This is a genomic window from Niallia sp. FSL W8-0177, from assembly GCF_038006285.1.
In the GTDB taxonomy this organism is placed as follows: Bacteria; Bacillota; Bacilli; order Bacillales; family Cytobacillaceae; genus Niallia; species Niallia circulans_A.
The window spans coordinates 463,921-486,249 of the sequence record NZ_JBBOUX010000001.1 but is presented as its reverse complement, the minus strand read 5'-3'; the positions used below and the strand labels follow the sequence as shown (position 1 = coordinate 486,249).

20 protein-coding genes are annotated in these 22,329 nt (G+C 35.2%); 9 read left to right on the top strand and 11 right to left on the bottom strand.

What is annotated here, in order from left to right; translation table 11 throughout:
* Positions 1 to 73 precede the first annotated feature (73 nt).
* From NST77_RS02375 to NST77_RS02345, 7 genes are all read left to right on the top strand, one after another.
* Positions 74 to 295 (top strand): spore germination protein, encoded by a 222-nt coding sequence (locus NST77_RS02375; RefSeq protein WP_095330076.1) that lies wholly within the window; start codon positions 74 to 76, stop codon positions 293 to 295.
* Between the two features lie 27 nt (positions 296 to 322).
* Complete coding sequence (locus tag NST77_RS02370) at positions 323 to 562, top strand: spore germination protein GerPB (protein WP_095330077.1); 240 nt, start codon at positions 323 to 325, stop codon at positions 560 to 562.
* A gap of 33 nt (positions 563 to 595) precedes the next feature.
* A complete protein-coding gene (gene gerPC, locus NST77_RS02365) occupies positions 596 to 1,231 on the top strand; it encodes a spore germination protein GerPC (RefSeq protein ID WP_095330078.1) in 636 nt (211 codons plus the stop codon).
* Positions 1,228 to 1,407, top strand: coding sequence for a hypothetical protein (locus NST77_RS02360; protein ID WP_016202027.1), 180 nt, complete (start codon positions 1,228 to 1,230; stop codon positions 1,405 to 1,407). The genes gerPC and NST77_RS02360 overlap by 4 nt, the downstream gene beginning before the upstream one ends.
* Positions 1,408 to 1,409: 2 nt before the next feature.
* On the top strand, positions 1,410 to 1,922 hold the full coding sequence (locus tag NST77_RS02355) for a spore germination protein GerPE (protein WP_341122708.1): 513 nt from the start codon (positions 1,410 to 1,412) through the stop codon (positions 1,920 to 1,922).
* Positions 1,923 to 2,051: 129 nt separating this feature from the next.
* The gene (locus NST77_RS02350) at positions 2,052 to 2,270 is read left to right on the top strand and encodes a spore germination protein (RefSeq protein ID WP_047943094.1); all 219 of its coding nucleotides are present in this window, start codon (positions 2,052 to 2,054) and stop codon (positions 2,268 to 2,270) included.
* Between the two features lie 49 nt (positions 2,271 to 2,319).
* Positions 2,320 to 2,538, top strand: a complete 219-nt coding sequence (locus tag NST77_RS02345; protein WP_095330080.1) for a spore germination protein — start codon at positions 2,320 to 2,322, stop codon at positions 2,536 to 2,538.
* A gap of 87 nt (positions 2,539 to 2,625) precedes the next feature.
* Here NST77_RS02345 and addA read toward each other — a convergent pair whose 3' ends face one another.
* From addA to NST77_RS02315, 6 genes are all read right to left on the bottom strand, one after another.
* The gene (gene addA, locus NST77_RS02340) at positions 2,626 to 6,366 is read right to left on the bottom strand and encodes a helicase-exonuclease AddAB subunit AddA (protein ID WP_095330081.1); all 3,741 of its coding nucleotides are present in this window, start codon (positions 6,364 to 6,366) and stop codon (positions 2,626 to 2,628) included.
* Complete coding sequence (gene addB / locus NST77_RS02335) at positions 6,353 to 9,844, bottom strand: helicase-exonuclease AddAB subunit AddB (RefSeq protein WP_095330082.1); 3,492 nt, start codon at positions 9,842 to 9,844, stop codon at positions 6,353 to 6,355. The genes addA and addB overlap by 14 nt, the downstream gene beginning before the upstream one ends.
* Positions 9,845 to 10,096: 252 nt before the next feature.
* On the bottom strand, positions 10,097 to 10,651 hold the full coding sequence (gene lepB, locus NST77_RS02330) for a signal peptidase I (protein WP_095330083.1): 555 nt from the start codon (positions 10,649 to 10,651) through the stop codon (positions 10,097 to 10,099).
* A 38-nt stretch (positions 10,652 to 10,689) separates the two neighbouring features.
* Entirely contained in the window at positions 10,690 to 11,310 is a 621-nt protein-coding gene (locus NST77_RS02325; RefSeq protein WP_095330084.1) for a TVP38/TMEM64 family protein, read from the bottom strand.
* A 217-nt stretch (positions 11,311 to 11,527) separates the two neighbouring features.
* Entirely contained in the window at positions 11,528 to 12,469 is a 942-nt protein-coding gene (locus NST77_RS02320) for an LCP family protein (RefSeq protein ID WP_341122707.1), read from the bottom strand.
* 328 nt (positions 12,470 to 12,797) lie between these two features.
* On the bottom strand, positions 12,798 to 14,783 hold the full coding sequence (locus NST77_RS02315; RefSeq protein ID WP_341122706.1) for a S9 family peptidase: 1,986 nt from the start codon (positions 14,781 to 14,783) through the stop codon (positions 12,798 to 12,800).
* A 241-nt stretch (positions 14,784 to 15,024) separates the two neighbouring features.
* Between NST77_RS02315 and NST77_RS02310 the strand changes: the two genes are divergently transcribed.
* Positions 15,025 to 15,390, top strand: a complete 366-nt coding sequence (locus tag NST77_RS02310) for a hypothetical protein (protein ID WP_095330087.1) — start codon at positions 15,025 to 15,027, stop codon at positions 15,388 to 15,390.
* 33 nt (positions 15,391 to 15,423) lie between these two features.
* On the opposite strand, the gene NST77_RS02305 is transcribed toward NST77_RS02310, so the two are convergent.
* On the bottom strand, positions 15,424 to 15,993 hold the full coding sequence (locus NST77_RS02305; RefSeq protein ID WP_095330088.1) for a competence protein ComK: 570 nt from the start codon (positions 15,991 to 15,993) through the stop codon (positions 15,424 to 15,426).
* A 187-nt stretch (positions 15,994 to 16,180) separates the two neighbouring features.
* Here NST77_RS02305 and NST77_RS02300 point away from each other — a divergent pair, with 187 nt between their 5' ends.
* A complete protein-coding gene (locus tag NST77_RS02300; protein WP_341122705.1) occupies positions 16,181 to 16,411 on the top strand; it encodes an IDEAL domain-containing protein in 231 nt (76 codons plus the stop codon).
* Positions 16,412 to 16,501: 90 nt separating this feature from the next.
* On the opposite strand, the gene NST77_RS02295 is transcribed toward NST77_RS02300, so the two are convergent.
* The 4 genes from NST77_RS02295 to NST77_RS02280 all read right to left on the bottom strand — a co-directional run bounded on the left by NST77_RS02295 (position 16,502) and on the right by NST77_RS02280 (position 22,156).
* Positions 16,502 to 17,779: a M48 family metallopeptidase gene (locus NST77_RS02295; protein WP_095330090.1), complete on the bottom strand. Its 1,278-nt coding sequence runs from the start codon at positions 17,777 to 17,779 to the stop codon at positions 16,502 to 16,504.
* A 220-nt stretch (positions 17,780 to 17,999) separates the two neighbouring features.
* Complete coding sequence (locus NST77_RS02290) at positions 18,000 to 18,989, bottom strand: lipoate--protein ligase (protein WP_341122704.1); 990 nt, start codon at positions 18,987 to 18,989, stop codon at positions 18,000 to 18,002.
* Between the two features lie 251 nt (positions 18,990 to 19,240).
* Positions 19,241 to 21,460, bottom strand: coding sequence for a YhgE/Pip domain-containing protein (locus NST77_RS02285; protein WP_095330092.1), 2,220 nt, complete (start codon positions 21,458 to 21,460; stop codon positions 19,241 to 19,243).
* Between the two features lie 111 nt (positions 21,461 to 21,571).
* Positions 21,572 to 22,156: a TetR/AcrR family transcriptional regulator gene (locus tag NST77_RS02280; RefSeq protein WP_123259082.1), complete on the bottom strand. Its 585-nt coding sequence runs from the start codon at positions 22,154 to 22,156 to the stop codon at positions 21,572 to 21,574.
* Positions 22,157 to 22,329 lie beyond the last annotated feature (173 nt).

The window sequence follows — 22,329 nt, the reverse complement described above, 5'->3', positions numbered from 1 at the left end:
TCTAGGTAAATGTATCACCTATTCCGTTGAGTTCCATAGTATGTATAAGAATATTGGATAAAGGATGTTGTATATGCCAGCTATTGTTGGAGTAGCTCAAGTTATATCAGTTGGAGGTAGCTCTATTTTTAATATTGGTGATGTATACAAAATGATGCCTATCTCTAGCGCGAAAACTTTTTCTGGATCTGGCTCTTTTAATACGGGTGATGGATTAAATGTTACTAACTATCGTAGTTCTACTAATACGTATGATAATGATGGCATAGATCAGCCAATTGCAGCAAATGCGTAGCGTAAGTAGACTAAAAGGTGTGTGAACATGAATTACTTTATTCAACAATCTATCGTAATAAATACACTTAAAATTGGAGGTATCTCTAACTCTTCCGTATTACAAATAGGAAGTGCAGGTATTATTAAACCCGCTTCTTATTTATATAATACAGGTGGATTCACAGAATCGGCTCCTGAGCTTTCTCCAAGTGAGCCGGGACTAAACATTGCAGAAGAAGAAACAGTTTTTACGCCAGCAGTTCCCTTGCAGTCTCCTCGTAAATAGGACTAATTTTCACGAAGGAAAGGGGGGATAGAATTGTCATATGATTTTTATGAATACAGCGAAAAAATGCGTCATTATTTACAGCAGCTTGAAAAGAGAATAATCGATTTAGAGAAACAAGTGGCTGCCTTAACCAACGATCTTACAGCGATAAAAGAAAAACCAACCGTTCATATTGAACGAATAGATTATAGCTTCGACCAATTAAAAGTAGAGACGTTAGAAGGAACGTTAAATATTGGACTTAACCCTGAGGATTTAAGCAACATCGAAGAGCTGGCTATTAATCCAAGTTCACCAATTAGTCAATCACATGCCCCTTTCTATCCGCCAATTGATCCAAAGCAAATGATGAATCGATCTATGGATATAGAAGAGGAAATGAATCAATTTATTCAATTAGAACTACCAGATATCATTCGAAAGAAACAATTAGAGTTGAATATGTCTGAAGAAGAATCATATGTCACCTTTATTCAAGATGATATTTCTAAACAATTGCCCACTAGAATTCAATATTACTTACAACAAGGTGCTAACCGTAAACAAAATGGAAGTATTTTAACAAATGAAGCGATTATCAAAGCGTTAAAGGAAGAAATGGAAAATGGCGTGCATTTATTTTTAAGCAATATACCGGATAATATGAAGGGAAGTGGAAAAGAATGAATTTTCAAGTATACAATCGAGAGCTTCAAGTAGGAAATATAAATATTATTGGGGTTGCAAGCTCCTCTATCTGCTTAGTGGGTGATGCCCAAACTATTCAATTAGCTTCCACCTTTGATACACCTGCTGAATCTCTCATTATCGGTCCCTTTGTTCCACTGCATCCCAAAATTTAATGATGTTTCAACGTACTTCTGTTGTCGATTCGATTAATATTAGTACTGTGTCCTTTTCTTCCATTGTGGAGCTTGGTGACGCCACTTACCATCAAGCCCTTTCACGTGCTATAGCTGTTCAAAGACAAAAGGAACTCTTTTATGGATCGGAAAGTGATTATAAAGACTATGATGTTTTTAAGGAGCCTATCCCGTTAATTCCGATTATGGAAAATGTAGAATGTTATTTTGAAAATCTTAAACCGATTATTAAAGTTCATCATATAAATATTACAGGAATATCTTCTGCTTCCTTGCTTCAAATAGGGAATTGCCGTCATATATATACCGAAGCAAGAATTAAACACATTCGTCAATTCGAGCAAGATATGGCGACAGAAGCTGGAAATAACTTAATTCCATTAAATGAACCTGGCCAATTAGATATGTCAGCAAGTGAAAGTTCTGTCTCTGTTACTGGCACGGCTCTCTCTGGTTCGCCTATTTCAGACGTGGAAACATCAGCACCGGAATAATCAAAAAGATGCCATTGTGTATGCATTCGGAATTACACTTTCTTTTATAAAGCCAAATCTTCCATGTTAATAGGCCATACTGGCTAAAGATAAACTAATAACATGTTATAGAAACAAGGAGGTAAAAAAATGCCTGCAATTGTAGGACCAGTACAAATTGTTAACGTAGGGGAAGGAATTGTACAATTTGGGGATTCATTATTTATTTCTCCAAAAGGAAATTCAAAGGCAACCTTAGGCTCTGGTACCTCCAATACGGGAGCATTTATTATAACAAATAATGGATTAAACGCTAGTAACTATATAGATACAAGTTTACTTGATCAACCAGTTGTTGCAAATAACTAGCTGCTAAGCCCCTTAAGGTTCCATTATATTTTTCAAGGAGGAAATAATTATGCCTACTATAATAGGTCCGATTCAAATTGTTAACACGGGAGAGGGAATTGTGCAATTTGGAGATTCTCTATTTATTTCTCCTAAGGACAACGCAAAATCAACAGTAGGTTCAGGTACTGGAAATAATGGTGCATTTGTAATCACTAATAATGCAGTCAATTCCAGCAATTATACAGATAGCAGCGGGGTTGATCAGCCTATTTCCGGTAATAATTAATAAATATCCCACTCCGCTTTCTACATTAATTCGGCCTCCTACAAGCTTTGCAGGAGGCCATTTTATACGAATAGGACACGAGAATTTTTACAACTTCAACACATGTGCACCATCAAAAAAGAATAAGTATTTCTCTTCTATTTTTCGCTTTAAGATTTTTTCCAATGCTTCTGTATAAAGCTCTATTTGCACTTTATAGCGTGATTCTAATATTGGTTTTGCTTCTTCATATCCACTCTTATAACGACCAGATATTGTGTCTGTTTTATAATCAAGCAATACAGTACCTAAGTCATCTTCAAAGAATACATCAATAATTCCTTGAACGAGAACTGGCTCTTCTTCTCCCTGCCAGTCTGCATATACTCGGCTTGCTGGATAAGCAATATTAAAAGGAATTTCTCTTACAAGCTTTGGTGCCTGCTGCATTCTTTTTCCTAAAGGTGATTGGAAAAAGGATAAAATAGAAGCAATATCAATAACTTCTGCCTGCTCAGACGATAATAGTTCTTTTTTGACCATATCTTCTAATAATTGCGTCAGACTAGCTTCTGTAACTATCGCTTTTACATCTACATGCTGCATAACCATATGCATAGCAGTTCCGATTTCTGCGGGGCTTAATTTTTTTTCCTGCATAAACTTCGGTCGATTCCAGACCGTTTGCTTCCATTTCTTAGCAAGATCTGTCCCACTTTGAGCATCCCGCAGTTCTCCTTGACGCTTCAATTCGGATACAGACTGCTTAGAGCGATGAGAGGTGCTTTCCTTGGAAAAATAGGACCATCCGAAAGTTTCCTTAATGTCATCTTTATATACAGAGGAACGATCCATTCGCTTTCCTTCCGATACTTTTTCTAGCCATTCGTTTTCTTTATTTTCTTCCTCCACCGATCGGTTTAGAAGCTCCTCTTTTTGAAGAATTTTCACTTCCCAATTAGATGGATGGAAAGAAATTTCCTCTTTCTCACTCCAACTTTCTAAATGAATCCATTTGTTGTCACGATGTCTTACTAATGCAGGACCGATCCAATCTAAGTATGACTTCGCTTGGGCACGATCAAATTCATTTAAAAGCCAGTTTGAATGCCCTGCGATTTGGGACCATTTCTGCTTTGCCTTTTCGATATCCTTCACCGCACCTATTAAAATCAGCTTTTCCTTTGCTCTAGTTAATGCAACATATAAGACGCGCATCTCCTCTGCCAGCAACTCCATTTTTTTCTTTTTAGCAAATGCAATTTGCGGGAGGGACGGATAAGATATTCGCTTTTTGGCATCAATATATTTCGTAGCAAAACCTAAATCCTTATCCAATAAAAAGTTCTTTCTTAAATCCATTGTATTGAAATTCCGGCCCAACCCTGCCATAAATACAAATGGGAACTCTAAACCTTTACTGCTGTGAATTGTCATAATTCGAATAACATCTTCTTGTTCGGTTAAAGCTCTTGCAGCACCTAAATCATTGCCGCGATCCCTCATTCTCTCTACAAATCGCAGGAAGCGAAATAACCCGCGAAACGATGTTTCTTCATATTGCCGAGCCCTGTCATAAAGTGCACGCAAATTCGCCTGACGCTGATTTCCTGCTGGTAATCCCCCCACAAAATCATAAAAATATGTTTCTCGATAAAGCCTCCAAATTAGTTCAGATAACGCCCCTCTTCTTGCCTCAGAGCGCCAATCTGCAAATTTATCAAAGAATGGTCTTATTTTTGCATACAAAGCTTCTTCTTTCTGATTATTGGATTGAATAAAAGCTTGGATAGCTTCATAAAAAGCTCCTTGTTTCTTGGCAATCCGCAGCTTACTTAATTCCTCTTCGGTTAATCCCACGATGGGAGAGCGAAGAACCGAAGCAAGCGGAATATCTTGATATGGATTATCGATAATCTTTAGTAAAGACATCATGATATCCACTTCTGTGGATTCAAAATAGCCAGTTGTTAAATTCGCATAGGTCGGGATATTATACTGCTTTAATTCTTCCATTATTTGCGGAGCCCATGTCATGGATCGCAATAAGATGACCATATCCTTATAACGAATTGGTCGATATGCTTTTTGTTTTGCGTCATATACCTCTTGGTTTGTTTCAAATAATTCTTTTACCTTTTCAGCAATTACTCTTGCTTCTAATTGGGATTGTTCCAGTTCTGCTGCATCAAGTCCCGTTGATTCTCCGTCCATCTCCATGTCTTCGCTTGAATCACGCTGATTTACTAATGCAACTTCAATCGGATAAGGAGTTTCTTCTGGATAACTTGCACCTAGCTTTAATTCTGCACTTTCATCGTATTCGATTTCGCCTACTTTTACACCCATAATTTGTTTGAAGAGAAAGTTAGTTCCTTCTAATACTTCTTTTCTACTGCGAAAATTTTTCGCTAAATCGATTTTATAACCAGCATCTTCCCGTTCTTGAAACCGAAGATATTTCGCTAAGAATAGATTAGGCTCTGCTAATCGGAAGCGATAAATACTTTGTTTTACATCGCCAACCATAAATAGATTTCCTTCCGACTCACTATCCTTTGTTACTAGCTTTAAAATAGATTCCTGCACTAAGTTTACATCCTGATACTCATCGATAAGCACTTCTTTAAACTGATTTCGATAAAACCATGCTGCTTCTGATGGAATAAGCTCCGTATTGTTTTCTTCTGGCTGACTTAAGATAGCTAGACAAAAGTGCTCTAAATCAGCAAAGTCCACTAACCCTTTATCCATTTTTATTTGTTGGAATCTTTGCCCAAAGGCCTCCACTAAATAAACAAGTGTCTCTACATGTGGCTTCATCGCCGCCATATCCTTTAAGAAGTTCTGTGGTTTTCTTGTAAAAAGATCGCTTTGCATTTCTTGCAATATTTTTTTTGCGCGATCTCTGATTCTTTGTCCCTCTTCCACTAGCGCTGGATCATATTCGTCTCCTTTGCAAGGTTTTGCCCGTGAAAATTTCAATGACTGCATGGCCTCATATAAAGTTTCCCAGGAATGCGCCTTTGCCTTTTCTAAAATAGAGACTAATTCTAAATCGTCCAAGAAGTTGCTCGCTCTCGGGGCGGGACCTCCTGGAAGCTTTGTCAATTCGTAGCCATACTCAAGCAGCTTCCTCACACCTTCTAGCTGCAGCTCCACATCATCAATTAAATGCTTCATAAATGGCAATTCAGTAATATCTGCATCTTCTTTCCTATCATACATCTCGATTAAAGACTGTAAATAAGCAGACGGAAATGGATTAGAGCGGGAAAAATCATATATTTCTTGAATCATTCGCTGCAAAGCATCATCACTGCGGTCATTTGTAAAAGCATCTACTAGATCAAAAAAGGCGAGATTATTTTCCTTCCCGTATTCCTCTTCAAAAAGATCTTCTAAGCATTCATCTCTTAATAATTGTCCTTCTGTTTCATCAGCAATTCTAAAGCCTGGATCCAAATCAATTAGATAATAATATTTTCGAATAACTTCTAAACAGAAAGAATGTATGGTGGAGATATGGGCTTTATTTAAAAGTACCAGCTGTCTTTTTAAATGCTGGGAGGCTGGATTTGCATTGATTTCTTTTTCCAGCACTTCGCCGATCCGGTGCTTCATTTCTGCTGCTGATGCGTTCGTAAACGTAACAACGAGCAATTCATCCACATTGATTGGCTGATCGGAAACGATTTTTCGAATCATTCTTTCAACTAATACGGCTGTTTTACCTGAGCCAGCTGCCGCTGCGACTAAGATATCCTGTCCACTAGACATAATCGCTTTCCACTGATCATCTGTCCAGGTAACATCTGCTGGCTTGTCCGGTATATTAATCTCTTTCACTTGTATTAGCCTCCTCTCTAATTAATTGCAGTACCTCGTCTTTTGAGTAGGCTGGCAATTGTCTATATTGATTTGTTTCTAATGCTTCATCAAATTGACAGACAGACTTAAACGAGCAGAAAGTACAAGGCTTCTTGTCATTTAATCGATAAGGTTCTATACCTACTTCTCCACTAATAATCTTATTTCCTGAATCTTTATATTTGTGACGTACAAATTTTTGCATTTTGCTAAAGTCGTCTCTTGTAGCTACCTTCGATGCCTTCGTAAGGGTGCCATCAGTTTTAAAACCTGCCGGGACAATTGGCGAATTCCCTTTTTCCAATGTTTCATCCATTAACTGAATGACTCGTTCTTCTCCCAGCATTAACCCATTCATTTTAAACTTCTTTAATAGCTCTTCTTCAATTTCATCTAATGTAAGGATTTTTTTACTTGAAATCATCGGATTATGAACATGAAAATATAATACTCCAGCCGGGCTCGCTTTCTTATCCACCAAAATTGTGCTGTTTGTAATAATTAAGTCCAAATAAGTAAGCATCTGTAAGGACAAGCCATAGTAAACTTCATTCATATTTAATTCTTGACCACTTGATTTATAGTCAATTACACGTAAATATACTTCATCCCCAACTTCAGCCTTATCAACACGGTCAATTCTACCAATCAGATTCATATTTGTGCCATTTTTCAGCGGAAAAGAAATCGATGGCAGCTTACCTTTTGGTCCAAATTCAAGTTCTAAATCAATTGGCGAGAAACCGCTATGTTTGGCATGTTCGCTTAAAATAAGAGAAGCTCTGCTAATGATTTGTTCTAGCTTTCTTTTTATATAATGATGTCTATTAGTACTAAGCAATATCTCATTCTGCAATTTAGGTGCGAGCATTTCTACCGCATCTCTTGCTAAACTTTCACATTGCTCTCTTGTTAAACTAGACCACATTAACTCTTGATGCATAACTGTTTCCGCAATATATTTTAAGGCTGCATGAAATAAATCACCAATAGCAGGTGCTTCTAAACGATATACTTGCCGTTCGCGGAGCTTTAATCCATGGGTAGCAAAATGCGAAAATGGACAAGCATGAAATAACTCCATTCTCGAAACACTTGCTGAAATAGTATCTCCATACAATTCACTGCTTGTTTGTTCCGATAATTTCTCGGTTTTATTTTGATAAGTTAAACTAGAAAAAACCTTTTTGGCTGGTTCTCTCCAATTTGGGTGTTCGATATACTCATTGTAAACATCCCACCAGAAATCATAGATAGGATACTCTCTTTTCTTCAAATAAAGCTGGCCAGTAAGGTAAGACAAAGTTGTTTGTAAATGAACCACATAATCAAGCTGGCCTTCTTCTGACAATTCTTTCGGATCAGACATATAATAGACAGTTTCAGCTTTTGGAAATAGATCCTGCATTCTTTTGATATAAGTAGATGGCAAGATAGACTTTCCTTCATCATTTGCTAGTGGATAGGTTAAATAAAGATAATCCGTTGGCGTTGTAAATGCTTTGTATGCAAGAAACTCCTCGTCTAATAACCTTGTTTTGCTTGTAGGAGCAAGCTTCATCCCTTTTTGTTGTAATGATTCTCTATCTGTGTCTGCAAGTATTCCCTCATCCTGAAATCTCGATGGAAAAACACCCTCATTTAGACCGATAACAAACGCAACCTTTATATCATTTAAACGAGACTGTTCTAAGTCAGCAATCAATACTTGATCCAGTGCTGGAGGAACAAGAGAAAACTTTAATGTATCTAGCCCTGCACTAATCACCGTTGCAAATTGCTTTGTTGAAAATTCCTCTTCCCCGAGTATCTCCACAAATTGATCTAATAGATCTACTATACTGTTCCATGCTTGATCATGCTCTCCAGCTTTTACTAGCTCCCCTTTGCTCTCTAACTCATTCTTCCAATACTCCATCTTCACCGGCACTTCAAGCTCTTCTAAAAATAAATATAGTGCTTCACATTTCGCTCTACCAGTTTTTCCTCTTTTCAAACGGTTTTGAAGACGGATTAGAGGAGCAGTTAAAGAGAGACGCAGTTCATTTAATTCTTGTTCGAATTCCTTTTCTGCATCCGTCTGTACACCTTGTTCAAATTCCAGCCCCTTAATTCTTCGATACTTCCAGCGTTCTTTTGAAGTCCACTTATTTCCCTTTATTCCATATGCAAGACAATAGTTTTCAAGCCTGTCTACTTTTTCTCTAATCTTATTTTTACGTTCATGAAGTGGAAATAGTAACTCCGTTTTTATCGAACGAAACACCGGCTCATAGCGCCAATTTGTATCGAAAATTTCTAAAGAGGAACGGATCAGCTCCACCAAAGGATGATCATGCATTCTACTTTTCTGATCAATAAAAAAAGGGATATGATAATCTCTAAATACAGTTTCTATAATATTTTGATAGGCTGACAAATTTCGAGACAGTAAACTAATCTCTCGATAGCGGTAATTCTTATGTCTAACAAGTTTTACGATTTCCCGTGCAATCCCTTCTATTTCTGCACGCGGATTTACGCTTTCAGCAAATTTAATAGTTGCATCTTCAGTAAAAGCTCTAGCTGGTCTGCTATCAAAATGACTTTCTATATGAACTAACGATGGATGGCTACTTTTTTTGAATTTTGCGAGTTTGACAACCTCGACTTCTACTCCTAATTGCTTAGCCATCGCTTGAATAGTTTGGAAGGATTCTGTAGTCATTCGGAATAAACTTAAGTCATCATTTTGGGAAGAAAAAGGATCGAGTGTATTCGTAATCGTGACCTTTTCACATGTATGCATTAACTGCTGAATGATTAAATACTCTTGAGGTGTAAAGCTATAAAAACCATCAATATAAATTTCAGCTTTTTGCAAATAAGAGGACTCGCTAATCTTTTCCGCAAGCAAACGGAAATAATCCTCCCCATCAATGTAATTCCCAATAATTCTTTCTTCGAACTTTTCATAGATTAATTCAAGGTCACTGATTTTATCCTGTAAAGCCTTGGTTGATTCTTTTGTTCCTGCTAATTGCGCTTTCGTTGCTAACAGTTCCTCTGGAGTAACAGTATATCGTCTAAACTCCGTGACTAATTGTTCTACCTGATCAATAAATCCGTTCTTATCGGCAACTTTTTTAAATAGAGTTAGTTCATTTTTATTCTCTTCTATTATTTTTCGAATCAGCATGCTTACACCCATACTATTAATGTGGTAGCGGCTGATTCCGCCTGTTTCTTGCAGTACTCTCCATGCAAGGCGGGTAAAACTATATACTTGCGAACGAAACATTCCCTGAACATTCGAGCCAGACAATAAACGTTGATCTGACATAAAGGTCATCTGATCTGGAACGATATAAATAATCGGATTCCCTTCTGGATTTTCAGCAAGTTTCGCTTGAATTTCTTCTATACAGAACGTTGTTTTCCCGGTTCCAGACCGACCTGTTAATAAGCGAACAGTCATCCAATAACCCCCTTTTTTTCTATCTCCATTATTCCTTTTATGTAATTATCATCATAACATAGAAACACATGTTTCTATAGAAAAGTGCTGCTGGATAATTTTTCTCTTTTTCGAAGAGCTAGTTTTAACAAAAAAAAGATGCTGGGACATAATTATCCCAGCTTAAGATAGACCCAAACAATTATAAAAAAAGATTCATATAATTTTTGGCTATTTATTTATTTAAAAAAAGATGCTTACGTCCACCCTTCCCTAAAAAGAAAATTGTATTTCATTAAATGGCCAATAGCGCAAGCTTACTTTCCCAACTACTTGGTCAATAGAAATAAATCCGAAATGTCGGCTATCCCAGCTTCCTAATCGATTATCCCCTAATACAAATAATTTCCCCTTTGGAACTGTAGCTTCACCAGTAATCTCTTTTAATGTAAAATTCCCTGTCAGCCTTCCAGAAGATACTTGTTTTCGGTAATCATCTAAGAAAGGCTCCTCATACTTTTTCCCATTTATAAATAGGTGGTCATCTCTATACTCTACTTTATCTCCAGGGATGCCAATTACTCGTTTCACATAATCATCATTTTTATTTGCATGAAAAACAATAATATCAAAGTGATTAAAGTCAGTCATTTTATAACCAACTTTATTAACAACTAATTTATTTCCGTCCTGCAGGGTAGGCATCATCGATTCACCTTCCACTACATAATTGGAGAAGAAAAAAGCACGAATTATAATAAAGATGATAATTCCGATAGCAAATGCCTTTAACCATTCTATGCTTTCTTTCTTTATTGCTTCTTTCAACCTCTATCTCCTCCAAACAATATTTACAAACCATTTTATTAATGGCTTCTCTCTTTCTCATCAATCCCAACATTATTCATTTTAATTTCGATCCTTTTTCCAATAAACCAAAGAATAAAGATAGCAATCGCGACAGGTATCGTACGTAATGGCTGGGCAATCATGGAGCGTAAATCATAACCGATAAAGCTAATCGTGCTAATCATAACGAGCTTACCCGCAATTACTGCCAGAATATATTGGCTCGTACTAATTCTCGATAAACCAGCTACTATATTTACAAGTGCAGATGGTGTAAATGGAAAACATAAAAGCAAGAACAATGGGCCAAATCCATGTCTTTCAATCCAGATCATTGGCTTCTGCACTTTTTTATGATTACTTAAAAATCTCAGCATTCTTTTCTTTCCATATTTCCTAATGATAGAGAATACAAGCAATGCTCCTAAAATTGTTCCAACCCATGAATAGAGAAATCCCAGCCAAAACCCAAATGCGTTCACATTAGCCATAATAAAAACAAACAGCGGCAAGAAAGGAAAGAACGCTTCTATCAGCGGAAGTAAGACCCCTGGCAACGGTCCAAATGAACGATAACTATCAATTAAATCCATTATTCTTTCAAGCGTAAACCATTCTTTAATTAAGTTCATATCCATGAGCACAAAACCCCTTGTATAACTTACGCATCTTTTCGTATGTGTATTCTTTTAATAGTGTTGATTTTTTAATTAATCTAATAAAATACAAGGATCTTTCCGCTCCTTATATAGACATTTTCGCTTTAACATTGGCAGCCCCAAAATCCCTCTGCCTATACCATTTTAATTCGTACATCGCTAATTAAATATAAAGAATATGTTAAAAAAACTCCATTTATTGCGCTAAAAATTCTTTTATCGCTGCTTTATTTGCTTCTAAATCGACAGATAATACAGCAGCCCCATTCACTTTCATATCTTGGAAAGTTCCGTCTACTGGAACTCTTAACGATTCTACCTCATGACTTTTGGAAGTCAGTAAATCTTTGCCGATAAATAGCATATCGCCAGTATCCATGCTCGTATTAATATATGGCATAATAACCCCTGCCAATTTAGGCAATTTAGCAAATGTTTGAACAGCGGAAACCTGATCAGCGATCGCTTGTAATGTCTTTTGTTGTCTTGCTACTCTTCCAAAGTCCGATTCTGCATCATGTCGGAAACGTACATATCCCAGTAACTGCTTTCCATTTAAATGCTGTAGTCCCGGCTCTAATGTCACACCAATATTTTTAGACATTTGCTTCTCTACATCGATTTCTACACCATTTGGGAATGCTTCATCAATTACTGCTTCAAATCCTTCAAAATTGACAATTGCATAATATTGTAAATCTATATCGAAATTATGTTTAATGGTTTGTCTTAGTAATTCAGGACCATCTACCGTATAAGCTGTATTTATTCTACCTTGTCCATATCCTGGTATATCTACATACATGTCTCTCATTAACGATATGATTTTATATGTACCTTTATCCGGATGGTATTGGGCAATCATAATCGTATCGGTTCTAGATTGCTTTTCCCCTTTACGCTGGTCACTTCCCAGTAAAAGAATATTTGTACCTCCGTTACTATCTTTTTCCCCATTAAATTCATATTTAACCTCGTCTATTCCTATCTTCCCTAACGATTGCTTCTCACCTTGCTTATATTGAAAAATACTATATATAGTTACAGCTAATATAAATAGAATAAGGACTAGAAAGAAAACTCTTCCTTTTCGTAATCTCCTTCTTTTCTTTCCTTTTCTATATTCTTCTCTCCCCATTTCTTTTAATCCTTTCTATATCAATCTCATTTTTTAATTATTTCATTATTAATTGTAGCCTTTGTAAAAAATTTATAGACCTTCTTTTCCATGTAAATTCCTATGCTTTATCTAGCCCCTTAATTTCTTCGTCATTATCTTTCTTTTTACTATCATATCAAAAAATGTTCCATTCTACATTTTTTTCTGCTTAAAATTACATTACAAGGTAACATTGTCCTTTTTTCTCTCTGTCTCCATATACGCTCCTCTTAATATCAAAGTATTTATTCCAAAATCCCATATCAATAAAAGAGGGCACCCAACGGCACCCTCTTTTATTGATTAATTATACGTACTCTAAAAACCAATTGTTAATATAGTTTAATCGCTCTATTCGAAGTGCAGGTTTGCCACTTCTGGAAAGTTCATGATTTGATTCTGGAAAACGGACAAATTTTGTTTTTTTCTTTTGTACCTTCAAGGCAATAAACAACTGTTCTGCCTGTTCAATTGGACAACGATAATCTTTTTCACTATGTAATATTAGTAAAGGTGTTTGTATGTTATTTACATAGGCTAATGGAGAATGCTTCCACAGTGTTTCTATATCATTTAAATCTGCTTTTATTTGCCAATCAGTGAAGTAATACCCTATATCACTTACTCCATAAAAACTAATCCAATTAGAGATGGAGCGCTGTGTAACAGCTGCCTTGAAACGGTCTGTATGTCCAACAATCCAGTTTGTCATAAAGCCGCCATAGCTTCCTCCTGTAACAGCTAGACGAGAAGCATCAATAAAATCAAATGTTTCTATTGCATAATCAATGGCATCCATAATGTCTTCATAATCCTTTCCACCATAGTCTCCACGGACAGCATCTACAAATTGCTGTCCATATCCATGGCTTCCTCTCGGATTAATAAATAGTACAGCAAAACCATTGGATGTTAATGTTTGAAATTCATGAAAATAAGAATTAGCATACATTGCATGCGGTCCTCCATGAATCTCTACTACCATCGGATATTTTTCACCCTCTTTAAAACCTTGTGGCTTCATTAACCACCCATGAAGATCCCAACCATCCCGAGACGTAAATTGTAGCGGTTCTGCTTCAGAAAATGCTCGTGTTTCCACAAACACTTTATTTACATTGGTTATTTGCTTAGTTTCTCCAGTCTCTAAATTTAATGTATATAAATCTCCGGGATGTGTAGGTGTACTAATGGCCACCACCGCTTTTTTTAGACTGCCTCCTGTAGATAAGCCATATACATGCTGGTTATCAATAAGAGATGGATAGATCGCTCCAGAAGTATTTCCAAAATAAACAACTGTATTTCCATGATCTGTTGCTAAAAAGGTAAAGCTTTCATTGTCCTCTCCCCACAGCATACCAGGTGTTACAGTTCCCTGTTGAAAATCACCGATTGCATAATCCCCAACATTCACATCCCATTCTGGTGTTAAACATTGGAGAAAGTCAGCTTCTACCTCATACACCCATAGCTGTGATAGAGTGGCATTTTCATACTCTCTGTCACTCCCTATTAATCCTAATCTTCTACTATCAGGAGTCCATGTAGCTTTTCCATAATTTCCGTTGCCTTCCGTTATCTTCTTCCAACTTTCTTCTTTTCTATTGTAGAGATAAATATCAGAGATAAAGCTGAAGTCCTTTTCTTTGCTTTCATCTGCACTAATTGCTATGTATTGACCATTAGGTGACCAGCTTTGCAAATAATAATTATTTTCTCCAGAAGTAAGTTGTTTGATTGTTTTATTCTTAATATTTAAGACAGCGATATGATCATAGCTGCCATCCCAAAAACCCTTTCCATCTGATTTATATTTCATATTTGTCACCTCTAGAGCAGAGAGCTTTTCTTCCTTCTCATCTGTTTTCATCTCTTTATCTTCTACTGTCTCTCCTTTTTTAAAATGGCATTGAAAAGCTATTTCTGTGCCATCAGGTGACCATACAGGATTACTCACTCCATTCACTAAATAAGTAAGCTGCTCTGCTTCGCCACCTTTTTTACTTAATAAAAATAATTGATTTTTTCCAGAACGATTAGAAATAAAGACAATTTCTTCTCCATTCGGTGACCATCTTGGAGAATGATTTTGATGTTTTCCAAACGTCCATTGCATTGTTTCAAGTGTGTTTAGATCTTTATAATAAATATTGGAATAATACTTATCAGTCTCTTGGCAAATGGAAGTGACTACATACAAACACTCTTCCCCTTTTACTTGAGGATCCACCACAGAATTTAATTCATACAAATCTTCTGCATTTATTCTTTTACTTTCTTTCACTTCCATCTTCCTTTCTTAATTAAAGTAGTTATATATTTCGACAACTGAAATACTTTTCCCTTCTTAAGCTGTCTTTTTTCTTTTATATTTTATCAAAGATAGCAAGGGAGCTTTGTACAATTATTGAAGCAATTCTGTAAGCCACTCTAAAATTATCATTATTCACTTGAAAATAGGAAATAAAAAAGGTATTATCATAAACAAAGAACAAACGTTCTGTTTATGTTAAAGGAAAGGGGTAACGAGTATGACAAGAATTCCTGAAATAGAAAGAGATGTTATGGAAAAAGCTATTTATCTTCCTATGCTTTTAACAATACTTAATCGAGATCTGCAGGTCATCAAAATAAGTAATTTAAAATTAAAACAACCTTATATAGATCTACTCGAAAATGCAATGAAAGTAGTACAATCGGAGTTAAAAAAAACGAAGAGTTATATGTATAAGCATACAATGAAGATTCAAGAAGTAAATCGTGATGAAGCATTTACCATGTTTTTATTTATTTATAACGGCTATGAAGAATATCATAACTACTTTAACCCCCGCCTTCGCAATAAAGTTCAAGAATTATTAGAGCATTATTTATACAAAAGGTTTACTATTAGCTAACAAAAACAAATAAAAAAAGATTAAATTGCTATCCTACTTTTTTTTATACATCCCTTGAGCTTCTGCTAATTTTTTTTGTTTATCCACCAGTAAACTTTTATATGTTAACTTAGGATTAATACTTGCTTCATGATTATAACGCTGTAATGTTTTAAGAGAGTTCGTCCGCATTATTTGATTTCTTAGGGTATAGAGCGAAACCCCTATTTCTACACTTTGCAAATTTTGAAATGTTATTCTCACTTTAGAGGCTTCTATTTTTTTTGTATCAAGAATATGATGAAGAGAAATCCATGCACAATTGTTATTTCTAGGAGAATGAGTGGGAAAAAAATAAACGGAATTAAAATCATCAATTACAATTGGCAGCTTATGATAATAGGTCATTAGTTGGCGAGTTCCCTCCCTTCTTCCTTCGTAAGAACTTCCCAGATAACCACATGTTGCTTTCACAATCATTAATGGACTACGTTTGCATAAAAAAACATTATTATGTTCATATACCTTTGAATAGATATCGCCATTAGCTACAATGTATGGCAAGACTGCAAGCGTATGATAATTAATATAATACTTTTCGACTATTAAATAATTTTCTTCCAACTATAAATCCTCCTTTTTTAGTAATCTTCCCCTATAATAGCACTTTTTACCTAATGAATCTTAAGACAAAATAATTTTTCAGAATATAGACATACTTTATAATCAAATTTCATAATTTTAAAAAAACAAATTGATAATTATCAATTTTTCCCATATAATATTAAAAAGGCATCAGGAGGGAAAGACAATGAATGATAAGTCCTATACTGAGTTTACAAAGTTAAGTGGCCAGAAAAAAAACACAAATACTTATGTAAAAGACCTCTATATTGAAATGTTGCTTTCTGAAATTCAATTAAAAAATGAAAAAGCAAATTTGATGACCTTGATTGATAAAGCCATTGATGAACATGACAGAAAAACATTTAACGAACTGAGCAACGAATTTAACTTATTATGTAAGCGCTTCGGAACTTGATAATACCAATAAATAAAGCCAAAGGATGTCCCAAAGAGCCTAATCACTACGATGATTAAACTCTTTGAGTCATCCTTTATTTTTGTATTATTATTTTTTCTGATTTTGTAATCGAATGCTTTCTTCTTCCAACTTACTAATCCTCTCCAGCATCGTCGGGTGGCTATAGCGGAATATTTTCACCAATAAAGGTGGATTTACTTCACTCAGTCCCGTTTTTGCTAGCTTTTGAAATGTCACAATACCAGCCTCTGGATTTTCTGTTAATTCGACCGCATAGTGATCAGCTCTTTTTTCCTCATATCTTGAAATGACATTAGTTAATGGGTTTACAGTAAATAGCAGCATGGAAGTTAATAAAAGAATTAAAGGAAAGGATTGTATATCCTCTACTTTTGCAATTTTAAGTGCTGCCCCCCATCTATTTACAATCCAGTGCAGCAATTTATAAATAAAATATAAACCAAATAAAGATGTAAATAAGGAGATACCTATTCCTATATAAATATGTTTTTCTACATAATGAGCCATTTCATGTGCCATTACAAATAAAATTTCGTCATTCTCTAATTCCTTTAAACTAGTATCCCACAGCACAATTCTTGCATTGCTCCCTATTCCAGTAACATAAGCATTTAATGCACTCGTTTTATCTGACATATTTACTTCAAAAACATGATCGGCTGGAATGTCAGAAGCACTCGCAAGCTTCAATATCTCTGCCTCTAATTCTTTATCCTTTAAAGGAGTGAAATCATTGTATAGCGGATCAATGACGACAGGCTGAATAAACGTGAGAAATAAGGTAAAAGGAATGGATAGAACCCAGGCATAAAGCCACCATCTCTTTTGACTCTTGTTCATTAGCCAGTATAAAACGGAAACAATAAGAAACAGAATGACATAATTCACCCAAAAATCAATAAATTGATCCTTCATCCAAGAAGGAAAGCTTTGAGTAGAAATATGATAGGTTTTTGATACAGAGTAACTAATATAACTAAGTGGAAAGGTGATGATAAAGGCAGTAATATTCAGCCAGAATAAGTAAATAGCCGTTTGCATCGACTTATATTTCGCAGAAGCCTCTCCCCATTTTTTAAATACTTTGGAAAAGCCAAATAACAAAACAAATAAGTAAAAAAGCCATTCAAATGGTGTAGAAATAAAAAACAAGAAGTTCCTTACCCGTGAATATTCTTCACTTAATACCAATTCTCTGCTATTTAAAAAAGTACTTGGATCTGCTTGAGATCCTTGATATTCAAAGGGCAAAGCTGGACTAGTATATTGAAATAAATACCAATAAAAAAACAAACCATATAACACATAGGCAACTACTGCATAAAAGCCAATTTTTCTAGTCATAATCTCCCTCCTGCCTGCCTAGTACAACCTATTATTAATAAGTAGTCCAAAAAGGATTGTTTTAGAACTAAAAGGAGATATTTTTGCTATTTATTTTACCTTTGGCAAAAGCGTGTCCAGCGACTCCATTTCACTTCCACTTTCTAAAAAGAACAAAAAAAGCATCTAAAATAAGATACCTCCTATCATTTAAGATGCTTTTTTTTATTCTTCTATCTCATCAATAAATCAATTGCAGAAAATCTTCTTTTGTCACATTTCCAAAATAATGCTTAATGGAAATGTCGTCTAATGCCTTTTCTAATTCGGAGCGATCATAGCGGACCCCAATCAGTCGTTTTTCAATATCTTCTACATCGCCAACTCCAAAGAAATCACCATAAATTTTGCAGTTTTTCACAATTCCTTTTACTACATCAAATCTTACATCGATTTGACCGACTGGGAAACGATGAGAATGCTGTAAATTGAATTTAGGAGATTTACCATAATTCCAATCCCAGTTTTGATATCTTTCTTTAGATAATTGATGAATTTTTTCCCAATCCTCTGCTGTTAAGACATATTCTTGAATATTCTCTTCCCCATCGAAGAGATAGCTTAATAATAGGCCGCGAAATTCTTGAATAGATATTTTTTCTGGAAGAAATTCAGTAATATTCGCTACTCTGCTTCTTACTGATTTGATCCCTTTAGATTCAATTTTGTCTTTTTTCACTTTTAATGCTGACACAATATGATCCATTTCAGAATCAAATAATAATGTTCCATGCGTAAACATTCTTCCTCTTGTAGAAAATTGTGCATTACCAGAAATTTTTCTACCTTCAGCAAGAAGATCATTACGACCACTTAATTCAGCATTTACTCCCATGCTTTTAAGTGCTTGAACAACAGGCTCAGTGAACTTTCTAAAGTTATGGAAGCTATTCCCGTCATCTTTTGTAATAAAGCTATAACTTAAATTACCTAAGTCATGATAGACGGCACCGCCACCAGATAATCTTCTAACAACATGTATGTCATTTGATTCTACATAATCAGTATTAATTTCTTCTATCGTATTCTGGTTTTTCCCAATAATGATAGAAGGTTCATTTATATAAAATAAAAGATACGTTTCATTTATGTCTAAGTTTTTCAAAGCATACTCTTCAATTGCTAGATTAATGCGTGGATCTGTTATCCCTTTATTATCTATAAACAGCATAAAAAGACACCCCTTATAATTTTGTAGAATTATATCCAATTTTCCCGAATTTAATTACCCTTTTATACTATAACGAAAAAACGGGAAATAATCACTTCATTTGTACTTTTTTCATAGAATTGGCAAAGTTTAAGAAATGGAGTGATATTTTAAGCACAAAAAAGCTGCAACTATGTATCTTCCCCACACTCTATCAAGGCTTCGCACAATAGATGTGACTTAAGAAGAGTAAAGTTAGCAGCTTTTTCAAATTATTCTACCGTTACTTCTACTTCCTTATTTGTATAATACCGTTTGTATTTAAAAATAAAGTAAGCAGCTGTACCCGCAAAGAATATAAGTGGATAAATACCAAGAATCTCTGCATTATGCCACATAAAGTCCATATCCCCAGTAGAGATAACTGCTTTTAATCCAGCTACTGAATAAGACATTGGCAAGAGATTGTGAATATGTTGTAAAACATTTGGTATTAACTCTAACGGGAAAGTACCCGCACTAGTTGTTAATTGGAAAATCATGATGATGACAATAATAAATCGTCCTGGATTTCCAAATAAAGTAACCAAAAATTGAATAATCGAGAAAAATACTAAACTAGTTAGAATAGTAAATAGGATAAATAATGGTACACTTTCCACTTCCATTCCTAAGATGACTAGCAACACAAAGCAGGCAACTAAAGCCTGTAAGATTCCTACCCCAATCAAAATAATCGTTTTGCTTAAGAACCAACGAATTCCACTTTTCGGCTGTTCTTCTGGTTCTGCAAAAGAGAACACAATAGAGAGCATTAATGCACCAACAAATAGTCCTAGCGAAATGAAATATGGCGCTAAGCCTGTTCCATAGTTTGGTACATCCGATACTTTATCTTGGTCAACTAAGATTGGTTCTGCTATCATGTCATATGTTTTTTCATCAGAATGGATGGAACTTGCTTCCTCAGCTCCGTCTGATAATTTAGACGAAAGCTCCTTGCTTCCATCTAATAAAGAAGATGTTCCATTTACCAATTTTTTTGATCCGTCTTTTAGCAAATCGGTTCCATCTGATAAAGCATTCGATCCTGTTGCAAGTGTATTCATTCCTGATACTAAGGTGTTTGCACCAGTGGATAATTTAGTAGAACCATTAACAGCTTTTGCGAATTCAGAAGCATACTTATTCATACCAGCTACAAATTGTTCCTGACCAGCTACCTGCTGTTTTACCCCATTTTCTAGCTGGCTGCTTCCATCACTCAGCTGATTAATGCCTGTTTGCAATTGTTTTTGCCCTTTATTTAAGTCTGTTATGCCATTAGACAAGCTTGTTCCGCCGGCTGCCAGCTGGTCTGCTGCTTGACTTAACGCTTTTGTATTGGTGGCAATGGAAGAACTACCATCCACCAACCCTTTAAGTGCTGCTACAAGCTGTTGCTTATTTTCTTCTGGTAACCCTTGCAGCATAGGCATTATCGCATTAACTGTTTCCTGTAAGGTTGTTGCACCTTCATGCAACTGATTAGCTCCAGCAGCTAATTGTGCTGATTTATCGCTCCAGTCTGTTAAGCCTTGCGTTAAAGTATTGGAGCCTGTTTGCAGCTTATTTGTCCCTTCAATTAACGAAGGAATATTGGCTTTAACTGTGTTGATTCCATCTTTCGCTTGCGAAACACCATCAAGAATTGCCTGGTCTCCCCCTTGCAATTTCTGTGCAGCATCATTTAATTTCCCTTGGGCTGATTGCAATTGCGTTAATCCTTGATTTAAATCATCTGCTCCATTGGCGAGCTCTTTCACTCCATTATTAGCACTATTAACACCATCAGAAAATTGTATAGACTTTTCAGCAAGTGTTTCTAGATTTTTATACACTTCTTCGGTACCCGACTTTACTTTATCTGTTCCATCTTTTAAATCTTTTGCACCATTACTTGCTGTTTTTAAGCCGTCTGACATTTTCGTAATATTTTCAAAAATAGATTCCGCATAAGTTTCTGTCACTTCTTTACTAACACCTTGCTTTATTTTTTCAATTGCGGAATTGCCTATTTGAGAAGAAATAAAATTATATCCTGGATTAGAAACATATTTCAGGTCCAATTTTTGTGGATTATCTTCAAGCAATGTTGTCGCATTATTTGAAAAATCTTTTGGAATTTCTATCAGCATATAATACTTCTGATTTTCTAAATTTTTATAACCAGTTTCTTTATCGACAAATTTAAAATTAAAGTCTTCGCTATCCTTTAAATTTTCTACTAAATCTTTTCCGATATCTAATGATTTTCCATTCATCTCTGTCCCTGTATCTTCATTTACAACAGCAACAGGCAATTTGTCTAAGTTTCCATAAGGATCCCAGAAGGCCCATAAATAAATACCTGCATATAGTATTGGAACAAACACAATAGCGATAACAGAGATCAGCACCATTTTATTTTTAAAAATAGAGGACAGCTCTGCCTTTAGTAAACTTTGTTTCATATAATTCCCTCCATTTTTAATCAATCATTTATCCTTTAAAAAACAATTCTAGTAGCTTGTTAAAAGAAAAAAATCCTCGTTATTAACGTTAATAACTAACGGACTATTTTCTCATTTATTAAGCGGATTTGCTATTCCATGAAATAGATGTAATTCAAAACTCGATGCGATTTCCTCTGTAGTAAGCGGTGGATGATGTTTCTCCCACTCAAAAATGAGCGCTAAGTATACTTTAATAATAATAAAGGATGTCAGCTCTGGATTCTGTGTGTGAATTTCTCCTTTATCTACTGCTTCTTGTACACGTGTTTTCATATAATTTAAGATCGCATTTTCTAAATGGCTAATTACTTCTTTTACTTCCAGCGTACCAATTTCACGCTGTTCTTGAAAAAGCTTAACCGTCAGATGATGCTCTTTGCGGTATTCAAGCATATTCATCACTGCACGATGGGCATTTTCCATAAACGTAGAAGAAGAATCAAATGACTCATCAGCTCTTTCCTTCATTTCTGTAATTAAATCATTAACTATTTCAAAAAAGAGCTCCTCCTTATTCTTAAAAAAAGTATAAATCGTTCCTTTACCTACATTTGCAATTTTAGCAACATGATCCATAGTTGTTGCTTTATAACCAAACATAGAAAATGATTTAGTCGCCGCTTCTAAAATAAGCTTCCTACGGTCAACAGCCAAATATTCCACCTCTTTCTTTCCATGCGAATAAAGATAGTCTCTCCAGTTATGTAGAATAAATTTTATCTCCATCCATTTATTCGCCATTACAGCTTAATTATTGATTTATCAAAAAACTGACTAAAATAACATTTCAGTCAGTTAGTACAAAAAAGAATATATCACAGAGTTAA

Coding starts and splice junctions, on each gene's coding strand:
- NST77_RS02375 (WP_095330076.1), top strand. CDS start 74: ATGCCAGCTATTGTTGGAGTAGCTCAAGTTATATCAGTTGGAGGTAGC.
- NST77_RS02370 (WP_095330077.1), top strand. CDS start 323: ATGAATTACTTTATTCAACAATCTATCGTAATAAATACACTTAAAATT.
- NST77_RS02360 (WP_016202027.1), top strand. CDS start 1,228: ATGAATTTTCAAGTATACAATCGAGAGCTTCAAGTAGGAAATATAAAT.
- NST77_RS02355 (WP_341122708.1), top strand. CDS start 1,410: ATGTTTCAACGTACTTCTGTTGTCGATTCGATTAATATTAGTACTGTG.
- NST77_RS02350 (WP_047943094.1), top strand. CDS start 2,052: ATGCCTGCAATTGTAGGACCAGTACAAATTGTTAACGTAGGGGAAGGA.
- NST77_RS02345 (WP_095330080.1), top strand. CDS start 2,320: ATGCCTACTATAATAGGTCCGATTCAAATTGTTAACACGGGAGAGGGA.
- addB (WP_095330082.1), bottom strand. CDS start 9,844: ATGACTGTTCGCTTATTAACAGGTCGGTCTGGAACCGGGAAAACAACG.
- NST77_RS02325 (WP_095330084.1), bottom strand. CDS start 11,310: ATGGATATGAACTTAATTAAAGAATGGTTTACGCTTGAAAGAATAATG.
- NST77_RS02320 (WP_341122707.1), bottom strand. CDS start 12,469: ATGGGGAGAGAAGAATATAGAAAAGGAAAGAAAAGAAGGAGATTACGA.
- NST77_RS02315 (WP_341122706.1), bottom strand. CDS start 14,783: ATGGAAGTGAAAGAAAGTAAAAGAATAAATGCAGAAGATTTGTATGAA.
- NST77_RS02310 (WP_095330087.1), top strand. CDS start 15,025: ATGACAAGAATTCCTGAAATAGAAAGAGATGTTATGGAAAAAGCTATT.
- NST77_RS02300 (WP_341122705.1), top strand. CDS start 16,181: ATGAATGATAAGTCCTATACTGAGTTTACAAAGTTAAGTGGCCAGAAA.
- NST77_RS02295 (WP_095330090.1), bottom strand. CDS start 17,779: ATGACTAGAAAAATTGGCTTTTATGCAGTAGTTGCCTATGTGTTATAT.
- NST77_RS02290 (WP_341122704.1), bottom strand. CDS start 18,989: ATGCTGTTTATAGATAATAAAGGGATAACAGATCCACGCATTAATCTA.
- NST77_RS02285 (WP_095330092.1), bottom strand. CDS start 21,460: ATGAAACAAAGTTTACTAAAGGCAGAGCTGTCCTCTATTTTTAAAAAT.